Raw genomic sequence first — 12,187 nt, 5'->3', positions numbered from 1 at the left:
GCGAGGTCAGCTCTTCTTGCGCCGCGACTTCTTGCCGTTGATCGCCTCGCGCTTCGCCGTCTCCGCCAGGCCCAGGAGTTCCTCCGCGTGCGCCCGGCCAGTCTCGGTGGACTCCATGCCCGCGAGCATCCGGGCGAGCTCGACCACGCGCTCATCCGCCGACAAGGTCTTCACGCCGGACTTCGTCAGCCCGCCCTTCGCCGACTTGTCCACGACCAGGTGCCGGTCGGCGAAAGCCGCGACCTGGGCGAGGTGCGTGACCACGACGACCTGGTGGCTTCGGGCCAACCGGGCCAGCCGACGCCCGATCTCGATGGCCGCACGACCACCGACACCGGCGTCCACCTCGTCGAACACCATGGTGGGCACGGGGTCGGCGTGCGCGAGTACGACCTCGATCGCCAGCATCACCCGGGACAGCTCACCGCCGGACGCCGCTTTGTGGATCGGCAGCGCCTGCGCGCCGTCGTGTGCTCGCAGCCGGATCTCGACCTCGTCGACGCCATCCGCGCCGGCGGACAGCACGACGTCGCCGACCCGCAGCGCGTTCGAGTCGTCGGCGGAAGCCAGCCGCGGCCGGACGGCGACCTCGATGCCCGCCGAGCCCATCGCGAGCCCCGCGAGTTCGGCGGTCACCTCGGACGACAGCTCCTGGGCCGCCCGCTCGCGCTCCTCGGTCAGCGCCGAGGCGTGCCGGGCCAGCTCCGCGGCCAGTTCGTCACGGCGGTGCGCCAAGGCGTTCAGCGCTTCCTCGGAGGTGTCCAGGCCGGTCAGCTGCTGAGCCGCGTCAGCGGCCCACGCCAGCACGCCGTCGATGTCCGTGGCGTACTTGCGGGTCAGCATCTTCAGCTCGGCCTGCCGAGCGAGCACTTGTTCCAGCCGGGCCGGGTCGGCCTCGAGCCCTTCCAGGTAACCGCTGAGCTCGTTGTTGACGTCGCTCAGCAACACGGCCGCTTCGGCCAGCCGCGGCTCAAGGTCACGCAGCTTCGGGTCCTCGGAGCCCGAGAGCCGCCGCCGTGCCTCGTCGACCGCCGACAACGCACCGGCGCCGTCGGCCGGGTCGTCCGGCGAGCCGCTCAACGAGTAGTGCGCGCCCGCGGCCGCTTCGCGCAACTGGTCGACGTCCGCCAGGCGGCGGGCCTCGTCGACTAACGCCACGTCCTCGCCCGGCTTGGGATCGACCGCCTCGATCTCCTTCAGGCCGTGCTGCAGCATGTCGGCCTGCTTGGCCAGCTCACGCGCACGTTCGGTCTTCTCGCGCAGTTCCTCGATGACGTCGAGCCACTCCGCCCGCGTGGAGCGGTAATCCGCCAGTGCTTTGGCGACCGCGTCCCCGGCGAACGTGTCCAGCACCGCGCGCTGCTCCGCCGGGTGCAGCAGGCGCAGCTGGTCGTTCTGGCCGTGCACCGCGATCAGCTGCTCGGCCAGTTCGGCCAGCACGCCGACGGGCACGGACCTGCCGCCGAGGTGGGCACGGGACCTGCCGTCCGAGCCGACGGTGCGCAGCGCGATCAGGCTGCCGTCCTCGTCGGGCTCCGCCGCGGCTTCCACCGCGACCTTCGCCGCCGCTGAGTCGGGCGGCACGTGGAAACGGCCCTCGACCACGGCACGACTCGCGCCAGAGCGCACTCTGGACGCCTCAGCACGGCCACCGGACAGCAGATGCAGCCCGGTCACGACCATGGTCTTACCCGCCCCGGTCTCACCCGTGACTACGGTGAACCCGGGGTCCAGTTGCAGGGTCGCCTCGTCGATGACGCCGAGGCCCTGGATGCGCATCTCGGCCAGCACAGTGCGAACCCTACCTACCCGCTCCGACAGTGCTGACGCTCGACCCGGCAAGCAAGTCTCCGGTCATCGCTTGCGCCACCCCTGGACGGGCAGACCGAACTTCTTCACCAGCCGGTCCGTGAACGGTCCGTCCCACAGCCGGACCAGCCTGACCGGCTCTGATCCCGCGGAGACCTCCACGCGGGCGCCCGGCGGCAGCTCGAAGGTGCGTTGGCCGTCGCAGAACAACACGGCCGGATGCCCGCCCGGGTCGACCTCCATGGCCACGACCGACTCCGGCGAGACCACGAGCGGCCGCGCGAACATGGCGTGCGCGTTGCTGGGCACCACAAGCATGGCCTGCACGTCCGGCCAGAGCACCGGACCGCCCGCGGAGAAGGCGTACGCCGTCGAACCTGTCGGCGTCGCGCACAGCACGCCGTCGGAGCCGAACGCCGACACCGGACGGCCGTCGACCTCGATCAGCACGTCCAGGATCTTGTCCCGGCTGCTCTTCTCCACACTGGCCTCGTTCAGCGCCCAGGTCCTGGCGATCTCCTCGCCCTCATGGGTGGCCACGACGTCGAGGGTCATCCGCTCGTCGACGTGGAACTTGCCGTCCAGCACGCGCCGCACGGCCACGTCGAGGTCGTCGGAGTCGGCCTCGGCGAGGAAGCCGACGCGGCCGAGGTTCACGCCGAGCACCGGGACGCCAACCGGGCGGGCCAGTTCCGCCGCACGCAGCAGGGTTCCGTCACCACCGAGCACGAACACCAGGTCGACGCCCTTGGCGGCGCTCTCGTCCGCGCAGACCGTGGAGAGATCGGGGCTGAAGTCACCGGCTTCGACGTCCAGTGCCCGGACCGCGACCCCGGCCCGGCCGAACTGCTCGGCGACCAGTTCGGCGGTCCGCCGGTTCGCGTGCCGCCCGGTGTGCACGACCATGAGGATCTCGTAGATCGGCGGTCTCTCGGTCATCTCGGTCCCTTCTGCACAGCAGTGTGAACCAGTTCGGCGACCTGCTCGGGTTCGAGCCGATCACCGCGCCGCAGCCAGACGAAGTACTCGACGTTGCCGGACGGTCCCGGCAACGGGCTGGCCACCACGCCGTGCGGGCGCAGGCCCAGCTCCGCCGCGGCGGTGAGCACGTCGATGACGGCTTCGGCGCGGAGTCCAGGGTCCCGCACGACACCGCCGGAGCCCAGCCGTTGCTTTCCGACCTCGAACTGGGGTTTGACCATCGGCACGAGGTCGGCGTCCTCGGTCGTGCACGCGAGCAACGCGGGCAGCACGAGTTTGAGGGAGATGAACGACAGGTCGGCGACCACCAGGTCGACCGGTCCCCCGGTGAGGTCCGGGGTGAGGCCGCGGACGTTGGTCTTGTCCAGCACCAGCACTCGCGGGTCGGTCATCAGCCGCCACACCAGCAGACCACGGCCCACATCGGTGGCGACGACCTGCGAGGCGCCGTTGCGCAGCAACACATCGGTGAAACCGCCGGTGGACGCACCGGCGTCGAGGCAGCGTTTCCCGTTGACGGTCAACCCATCGGGCTCGAACGCCGCAAGCGCGCCGACCAGTTTGTGCGCGCCGCGTGAGGCCCAGCCGGGGTCGTCGACGTCCTCCTTGACCACCACGGCCGCATCGGTTTCCACGGCGGTGGCGGGCTTTTTCGCCACGACGCCCCTGACGGTGACGTGGCCGTCCGCGATCAGCTGGGAGGCGTGTTCGCGTGACCTGGCCAGGCCACGACGCACGAGCTCAGCATCCAGCCGCGACCTGCGGGGCATGGGTGTCTCAGACCTTGTCGATGCTCGACAGCGCCTCGGTCAGCGCCGTGTGCACCGCGTCGAACCGGCCGACGTGCTCGACCGGCTCAAGGTCGTCCAGCCCTTCCAGGCCGGCCAGCGCGGCGCCGATCGCCGCGGTGGTCGTCTCGGTCGGGTCCGGTGGCGGCCCCGGGACGGGTGCGCGCCAGCTGCCTTCGGAGTTGAACTGCACCACTTCACGGTACCGCCGTTCTGGCAATTCCCAGTGTCCGCAGCGCACCTCGTGTCGTGTCGTCCTCGGCGCGGACCTTGATCTCGCCGCCGTCGATCGGCCGGTGCGCGGCGCACAGCGCCCGCAATAACGCCAGTTCGTCCACCACGGCGCCGTTTCCGGTCCACCTCGCGGTCACCAGGTGGTCGGTCCGGTCGACCTCCCATGCACGCTGTGCCGCAATCTCAAGCCCGTCCGCGGGGCCGCACAGGTCGCCGACCGACGCCGCGACATACCGCGGCCGCAGCCATGCGGGCGCGGCCAGCAGATCGGCGGGCGTGGTGACACCGGACAGGACGAGCAGAGCGTCCACTTCGGCCGTGACAGCACCGGCGATGTCGGTGTCCAGGCGGTCGCCGACGACCAGCGGGCTGCTGGCGTTGGCCGACGTGATCGCCTCGTCCATCAACGGCCGCGCCGGTTTGCCCGCGACTACCGGCTCCTGGCCCGTGGCGGCCCGTACCGCGGCCACCAGAGCGCCGTTGCCGGGCAGTTGACCGCGCTCGGTCGGCAGGGTCGGGTCCATGTTGCACGCCACCCACAGCGCGCCCGCACGGATGGCGAGCGTCGCCTCGGCGATGTCGCGGTACCCGATGTCCCGCGACAGCCCTTGCACGACGGCCTTCACGTCGTCGGTGAACGTCCTGACAGGTTTGAGCCCGGCCGCGCCGACGATGTCCACGAGCGCGCTCGTCCCGACGACAAGGACCTCGTCGCCGGGCTCAAGGCGTTCGGCGAGGACAGTGCCTGCCGCCTGAGCGCTGGTGCTGACCTCGATCGGTTCCGCCGCGACGCCAAGGCCTGTCAGGTGCTCCGCGACGTCCTCAGGGCTACGCGACGCGTTGTTGGTGACGAACCGGACGGCTGTGCCGTTCTCCCTGGCGGCTTTCACCGCTTCGGCTGCTCCCGGAACCGCCTCACCACCGCGGTAGACGGTTCCGTCAAGGTCGAGCAGCAGGGCATCGTAGATGTCGAGCAGCCGACGTTTCACTGCAGCGCGGCCCCAAGTTCGACGGCCCGCTCGGCCGCGTCGGTCTCTTCCTCGTCGTCCACCTGCGCCGCGTTGAGGAACCAGCGGATCGCTTCGTCCTTGCGGCCGGCGGCCTCAAGGTTGTCGGCGTACGCGTAGAACAGCCGTGCGCTCCACGGGTCGCGGCGCTTCGGGTCCAGGTCCGGGCCCTGCAACGCGACGACCGCGGCGTCGAGCTGTCCCATGTCCCGGCGCGCACCCGCCGCGACGATCCGCAGCTCGACGGCGGTTGCCGGGCTGATGTCCGTACCGACTTCCTTGGCCAGGTCGAGCGCACGCTCCGGACGGCCGAGGGCACGTTCGCAGTCGGCCATGACGGCGACGTGCGCGTTCGAGCCCGTCATGCGGCGCACGGCACGCAGGTCCGACAGGGCCTCGGCCCATTCACCGGCGTGGTACGCGGCCAGACCGGCTGCTTCCCGGACGATCGCGACCCGGGACGCCTTGCCGCGCGCGATGCGGGCGTGCTTGAGGGCCAGCTCGGGCTCTTCGTCGATCAGCATGCCCGCCGCGGCCAGGTGCTGACCGACGTCCTCGGCCTGGGCCTTGGGCAGGCTCTTGAGTTCCTGGCGGGCCTCGGGGTCCAGCTTGGAGATGTCCGCCCCCTCGGGCAGCGTCTCCAGGTCGGGGTTGGCGGGCTTCTTCGGCGCTTCGGCCGTGGGTGCTTCGGCTGTGGGTGCTTCGGTGTCCTGAGCGGGTTCCTCGATCCTCGGGGCGTCCTGCTCGGCAACCTCGCTCACCGGCAGGTCGTCGCGCTCGACGGCCTCCGGTGCCCGTTCCTCCCGCTCGAAGCCGCGGGCCGGACGCTCCTCGCGCCGGAAGTCCTCCCGTGGCCGGTCATCCCGGTTGAAGTCCCGGCGGGGACGGTCGTCGCGGCTGAATTCCTTGCGCGGGCCACGGTCGCCGGAGTCGCGGCGGGGCCGGTCGTCCTTGCTGAAGTCCCGGCGCGGCTTGTCGTCCCGGTTGTAGCTACGAGCAGGCCTGTCATCGCGATTGAAATCGCGGCGCGGACGGTCATCCCGGCCGAAGTCCTTACGCGGACCACGGTCACTGAAGTCCCGACGCGGGCGGTCGTCCCGGTTGAAATCGCGCCGGGGACCGCGGTCGTCACCGCTGAAGTCGCGGCGGGGACGGTCGCTCCGGTCGAAGTCCTTGCGCGGGCCACGGTCACTGAAGTCCCGACGCGGCTTGTCATCGCGGTTGTAGCTACGAGCAGACCTGTCATCGCGATTGAAATCGCGGCGCGGACGGTCATCCCGGTTGAAGTCCTTGCGCGGGCCACGGTCACTGAAGTCCCGACGCGGCTTGTCATCGCGGTTGTAGCTACGAGCCGGGCGATCGTCACGGGTGAAGTCGCGGCGCGGACGGTCATCCCGGTTGAAGTCCCGGCGGGGACCGCGGTCGTCGTCGCGGCGCGGCTTGTCGTCCCGGTTGTAGCTACGAGCAGGCTTGTCGTCGCGATTGAAATCGCGGCGGGGACGGTCATCCCGGCCGAAGTCCTTACGCGGACCCCGGTCACTGAAGTCCCGACGCGGGCGCTCGTCCCGGTCGAAGCTGCGGCGCGGGCGGTCCTGGTCGAAGCCGCGTCGGTCTCCGCCCCGGTTGTCCCGGTCGCGCGGGGTGAAGTCACGGCGGGGTTTGTCGCTGGCGTAGCCGCGCGAGTTGTCGTCCCGCGTGGGTTTGCGGAAAGGCCGGTCGTCCCGGCCACGTCCGGAGTCGTTGCGGAAGTCGCGGCGGTCGGAGTCGTCCCGGCGCGGGCGGTCCTCCCGGCGGTTGTCACCACGCCACGAGTCACGCCTGCCCTGGTCGTCACGGGCCCGGCCGCCATACCGCTGATCGGTACCGGCTCCACGGGGCTTGCGGTCGCCGGCGAACCCACGACGACCGTCTTTACGGCGATCGTTCTGCCGATCACCGCCGGCTCCGCGACCGCGCGGCTGATCGCCGCGGCCGTCGTCGGGCCGTTCGAACTCTGACACCTAGACCTCCACGCCCCGTCCGGCGGGGCTGAAAAATTCTCAAGTCGGCCAGCAGGCCATCGACCATGGTAACAACCGGCCCGCGGCCCCAGAGTTCCAGGCAGGCCCAGCTCACCCCTCGTGAGTGTTTATCCGGGTTAGAACACGGATAAACACTCACGAACATGACATGCGGAAAAGGCCCCACAGATACCTGTGGGGCCCTTCCGGAAATAAATTACGGCGACGACCTACTCTCCCACACCGTACCCAGTGCAGTACCATCGGCGCTGAAGAGCTTAGCTTCCGGGTTCGGAATGGGACCGGGCGTTTCCTCTTCGCTATTATCACCGTAAACCTATGAAATTCACAGACCACACCCCACCCGAGGTGCCCAGCCTGGTATCTCAGAAACCGTACAGTGGATGCGTAACACCTTTGTGAACAAGTCCTCGGCCTATTAGTACCAGTCAACTCCACACGTTACCGCGCTTCCATCTCTGGCCTATCAACCCAGTCGTCTAGCTGGGAGCCTTACCCTATAAAAGGTGGGAGACCTCATCTTGGAACGAGCTTCCCGCTTAGATGCCTTCAGCGGTTATCCCTTCCGAACGTAGCCAACCAGCCATGCCCCTGGCGGAACAACTGGCACACCAGAGGTTCGTCCGTCCCGGTCCTCTCGTACTAGGGACAGCCTTCCTCAAGTCTCCTACGCGCGCGGCGGATAGGGACCGAACTGTCTCACGACGTTCTAAACCCAGCTCGCGTACCGCTTTAATGGGCGAACAGCCCAACCCTTGGGACCTACTCCGGCCCCAGGATGCGACGAGCCGACATCGAGGTGCCAAACCATGCCGTCGATATGGACTCTTGGGCAAGATCAGCCTGTTATCCCCGGGGTACCTTTTATCCGTTGAGCGACCACGCTTCCACAAGCCATGGCCGGATCACTAGTTCCGACTTTCGTCCCTGCTCGACCCGTCAGTCTCACAGTCAAGCCCCCTTGTGCACTTGCACTCAACACCTGATTGCCAACCAGGCTGAGGGAACCTTTGAGCGCCTCCGTTACCCTTTAGGAGGCAACCGCCCCAGTTAAACTACCCACCAGGCACTGTCCCTGAACCAGATCATGGTCCGAGGTTAGACACCCAATTCGACCAGAGTGGTATTTCAACAACGACTCCACCCGAACTAGCGTCCGAGCTTCACAGTCTCCCACCTATCCTACACAAGCCGAACCGAGCACCAATACCAAGCTATAGTAAAGGTCCCGGGGTCTTTCCGTCCTGCCGCGCGTAACGAGCATCTTTACTCGTAGTGCAATTTCACCGGGCCTGTGGTTGAGACAGCCGAGAAGTCGTTACGCCATTCGTGCAGGTCGGAACTTACCCGACAAGGAATTTCGCTACCTTAGGATGGTTATAGTTACCACCGCCGTTTACTGGCGCTTAAATTCTGAGCTTCGCCACACAAGGTGACTAACCCGTCCTCTTAACGTTCCAGCACCGGGCAGGCGTCAGTCCGTATACATCGTCTTACGACTTCGCACGGACCTGTGTTTTTAGTAAACAGTCGCTTCTCGCTGGTCTCTGCGGCCACACAACGCTCCAGGAGTAAATCCCTTCACGCCACACGGCCCCCCTTCTCCCGAAGTTACGGGGGCATTTTGCCGAGTTCCTTAACCACAGTTCACCCGAACGCCTCAGTATTCTCTACCTGACCACCTGTGTCGGTTTAGGGTACGGGCCGCTTGAACACTCACTAGAGGCTTTTCTCGGCAGCATAGGATCATCCACTTCGCCTCAATCGGCTACGCATCACGTCTCAGGCTCAATGGTGTGCGGATTTGCCTACACACCGCCCTACACGCTTACACCAGTACATCCACTCACTGGCGGAACTACCTTCCTGCGTCACCCCATCGCTTGACTAATACCAGTTCAGGTCCCACGCTCCACCACATGAATCGCCCGAAGGCTCAACACATAGCTTTGGGTGGTTAGTATCGCTGGGTTCATCATGGGCGCGTTCACGCGGGTACGGGAATATCAACCCGTTGTCCATCGACTACGCCTGTCGGCCTCGCCTTAGGTCCCGACTTACCCTGGGCGGATTAGCCTGGCCCAGGAACCCTTGGTCATCCGGCGGCAGAGGTTCTCACTCTGCTATCGCTACTCATGCCTGCATTCTCACTCCCACACCCTCCACGAGTCGTTTCCACGCTCGCTTCCAGGGGTGCAGGACGCTCCCCTACCCATCCATGCCACTGCAGAGACACTCGAAAGCATCACTGGATGTATATGCATGAATGACACAGCTTCGGCGGTACGCTTAAGCCCCGCTACATTGTCGGCGCAGGACCACTTGACCAGTGAGCTATTACGCACTCTTTCAAGGATGGCTGCTTCTAAGCCAACCTCCTGGTTGTCTGGGCGACCCCACATCCTTTCCCACTTAGCGCACACTTAGGGGCCTTAGCTGGTGTTCTGGGCTGTTTCCCTCTCGACTACGAAGCTTATCCCCCGCAGTCTCACTGCCGCACTCTCACACGATGGTATTCGGAGTTTGGTTGACTTCAGTAAGCTTGTAGGCCCCCTAGGCCATCCAGTGCTCTACCCCCACCGTGAAACATACGACGCTGCACCTAAATGCATTTCGGGGAGAACCAGCTATCACGGAGTTTGATTGGCCTTTCACCCCTACCCACAGCTCATCCCCCAGGTTTTCAACCCTGGTGGGTTCGGGCCTCCACACCGTCTTACCGGCGCTTCACCCTGGCCATGGGTAGATCACTCCGCTTCGGGTCTAGACCACGCGACTCAACGCCCTCTTCAGACTCGCTTTCGCTACGGCTACCCCACACGGGTTAACCTCGCCACGCAGCACTAACTCGCAGGCTCATTCTTCAAAAGGCACGCCATCACCCCGAAAGGCTCTGACGGCTTGTAGGCACACGGTTTCAGGTACTCTTTCACTCCCCTCCCGGGGTACTTTTCACCTTTCCCTCACGGTACTAGTCCGCTATCGGTCACCAGGAAGTATTTAGGCTTAACGGGTGGTCCCGCCAAATTCACAGCAAATTCCACGAGCTCGCTGCTACTCGGGAACACCACCAAGAGAGATCACGCGCTTTCGCCTAAGGGACTCTCACCCTCTACGGTTCAGCTTTCCAGACTGATTCGACTAGCAACATGATTTTATGACTCTCCGCTGAGTTGACAGCCCCAGCCAGTGGGTCCCACGACCCCCACTACGCAACCCCTGTCAGGTATCACACGCAGTAGGTTTAGCCTCATCCGCTTTCGCTCGCCACTACTCACGGAATCACGGTTGTTTTCTCTTCCTACGGGTACTGAGATGTTTCACTTCCCCGCGTTCCCTCCACACACCCTATATATTCAGGTGCAGGTGACACCCCATAACGGGTGCCGGGTTTCCCCATTCGGAAATCCTCGGATCACAGCTCGGTTGACAGCTCCCCGAGGCATATCGCAGCCTCCCACGTCCTTCATCGGCTCCTGATGCCAAGGCATCCACCGTATGCCCTTAACAACTTGACCACAAAGATGCTCGCATCCACTGTACAGTTCTCAAACACCACACCAGAAAGCCGCCCACTACTGAGAACACCTCTTCCAGGTCACCCTGGCCGGTTTGAACTCGGAGCAACTCCGGTCACCAGAAGCCTCGCACGCCTACGCGTGTTGCCTCAGGACCCAACAGTGTGCCGACCCATCTGCGCTGTCTGAGCGCCGAAAACCAGTAGTTCCACGATTCTTTGAGCTCCACCCAGCGAACATACGCCGCTGCTAGTGGCCTCCCACTCGACAAAGCTTCAGACTCTGCGAGGGTCGAATGCTCCTTAGAAAGGAGGTGATCCAGCCGCACCTTCCGGTACGGCTACCTTGTTACGACTTCGTCCCAATCGCCAGTCCCACCTTCGACCACTCCCTCCCACAAGGGGTTAGGCCGTGGGCTTCGGGTGTTACCGACTTTCGTGACGTGACGGGCGGTGTGTACAAGGCCCGGGAACGTATTCACCGCAGCGTTGCTGATCTGCGATTACTAGCGACTCCGACTTCATGGGGTCGAGTTGCAGACCCCAATCCGAACTGAGACCAGCTTTAAGGGATTCGCTCCACCTCACGGTCTCGCAGCCCTCTGTACTAGCCATTGTAGCATGTGTGAAGCCCTGGACATAAGGGGCATGATGACTTGACGTCATCCCCACCTTCCTCCGAGTTGACCCCGGCAGTCTCCCATGAGTCCCCGGCATTACCCGCTGGCAACATGGAACGAGGGTTGCGCTCGTTGCGGGACTTAACCCAACATCTCACGACACGAGCTGACGACAGCCATGCACCACCTGCACACCAACCACAAGGGAAGCCCTATCTCTAGGGATGTCTGGCGCATGTCAAGCCCAGGTAAGGTTCTTCGCGTTGCATCGAATTAATCCACATGCTCCGCCGCTTGTGCGGGCCCCCGTCAATTCCTTTGAGTTTTAGCCTTGCGGCCGTACTCCCCAGGCGGGGCGCTTAATGCGTTAGCTACGGCACGGAACCCGTGGAAAGAGCCCCACACCTAGCGCCCAACGTTTACGGCGTGGACTACCAGGGTATCTAATCCTGTTCGCTCCCCACGCTTTCGCTCCTCAGCGTCAGTATCGGCCCAGAGACCCGCCTTCGCCACCGGTGTTCCTCCTGATATCTGCGCATTTCACCGCTACACCAGGAATTCCAGTCTCCCCTACCGAACTCAAGTCTGCCCGTATCGACCGCAAGCCCAGGGTTAAGCCCCAGGTTTTCACGACCGACGCAACAAACCGCCTACGAGCTCTTTACGCCCAATAATTCCGGACAACGCTCGCACCCTACGTATTACCGCGGCTGCTGGCACGTAGTCAGCCGGTGCTTCTTCTCCAGGTACCGTCACTCTCGCTTCGTCCCTGGCGAAAGAGGTTTACAACCCGAAGGCCGTCATCCCTCACGCGGCGTCGCTGCGTCAGGCTTTCGCCCATTGCGCAATATTCCCCACTGCTGCCTCCCGTAGGAGTCTGGGCCGTGTCTCAGTCCCAGTGTGGCCGGTCGCCCTCTCAGGCCGGCTACCCGTCGTCGCCTTGGTAGGCCATCACCCCACCAACAAGCTGATAGGCCGCGGGCTCATCCTGCACCGCCGGAACTTTCCACCCCATTGGATGCCCAACGAAGTCGTATCCGGTATTAGACCCAGTTTCCCGGGCTTATCCCAGAGTGCAGGGCAGATTACCCACGTGTTACTCACCCGTTCGCCGCTCGTGTACCCCGAAGGGCCTTACCGCTCGACTTGCATGTGTTAAGCACGCCGCCAGCGTTCGTCCTGAGCCAGGATCAAACTCTCCAACAATGCT

6 protein-coding genes and 3 rRNA genes are annotated in these 12,187 nt (G+C 64.8%); all 9 read right to left on the bottom strand.

What is annotated here, in order from left to right; translation table 11 throughout:
- Positions 1–6: 6 nt before the first annotated feature.
- Entirely contained in the window at positions 7–1,791 is a 1,785-nt protein-coding gene (gene recN / locus GC106_RS40840; RefSeq protein ID WP_312873274.1) for a DNA repair protein RecN, read from the bottom strand.
- Positions 1,792–1,854: 63 nt separating this feature from the next.
- Positions 1,855–2,748 carry an NAD kinase gene (locus GC106_RS40835; protein WP_173141555.1) on the bottom strand — a complete coding sequence of 298 codons (894 nt, stop codon included), beginning with the start codon at positions 2,746–2,748 and terminating at the stop codon, positions 1,855–1,857.
- Entirely contained in the window at positions 2,745–3,560 is an 816-nt protein-coding gene (locus GC106_RS40830) for a TlyA family RNA methyltransferase (RefSeq protein ID WP_173141554.1), read from the bottom strand. The genes GC106_RS40835 and GC106_RS40830 overlap by 4 nt, the downstream gene beginning before the upstream one ends.
- Positions 3,561–3,567: 7 nt before the next feature.
- On the bottom strand, positions 3,568–3,771 hold the full coding sequence (locus tag GC106_RS40825; protein ID WP_173141553.1) for a hypothetical protein: 204 nt from the start codon (positions 3,769–3,771) through the stop codon (positions 3,568–3,570).
- A 4-nt stretch (positions 3,772–3,775) separates the two neighbouring features.
- Complete coding sequence (locus tag GC106_RS40820) at positions 3,776–4,801, bottom strand: HAD-IIA family hydrolase (protein ID WP_173141552.1); 1,026 nt, start codon at positions 4,799–4,801, stop codon at positions 3,776–3,778.
- A complete protein-coding gene (locus GC106_RS48430) occupies positions 4,798–6,819 on the bottom strand; it encodes a hypothetical protein (RefSeq protein WP_173141551.1) in 2,022 nt (673 codons plus the stop codon). The genes GC106_RS40820 and GC106_RS48430 overlap by 4 nt, the downstream gene beginning before the upstream one ends.
- Before the next feature lie 217 nt (positions 6,820–7,036).
- Positions 7,037–7,153, bottom strand: a 5S ribosomal RNA gene (rrf, locus tag GC106_RS40810).
- An 85-nt stretch (positions 7,154–7,238) separates the two neighbouring features.
- A 23S ribosomal RNA gene (locus GC106_RS40805) occupies positions 7,239–10,358 on the bottom strand.
- A 306-nt stretch (positions 10,359–10,664) separates the two neighbouring features.
- A 16S ribosomal RNA gene (locus GC106_RS40800) occupies positions 10,665–12,183 on the bottom strand.
- The 16S, 23S and 5S rRNA genes sit together here, the layout of an rRNA operon.
- Positions 12,184–12,187: the final 4 nt, after the last annotated feature.

This window comes from Kibdelosporangium persicum, assembly GCF_013280595.1.
GTDB lineage: Bacteria > Actinomycetota > Actinomycetes > Mycobacteriales > Pseudonocardiaceae > Kibdelosporangium > Kibdelosporangium persicum.
Note: the sequence above shows the minus strand (reverse complement) of the source record. Positions and strands in the feature narration are given on the sequence as shown.

Excerpts from the sequence above, each read along its gene's own strand:
- GC106_RS40835 (WP_173141555.1), bottom strand. The coding sequence starts at position 2,748 with ATGACCGAGAGACCGCCGATCTACGAGATCCTCATGGTCGTGCACACC.
- GC106_RS40830 (WP_173141554.1), bottom strand. The coding sequence starts at position 3,560 with ATGCCCCGCAGGTCGCGGCTGGATGCTGAGCTCGTGCGTCGTGGCCTG.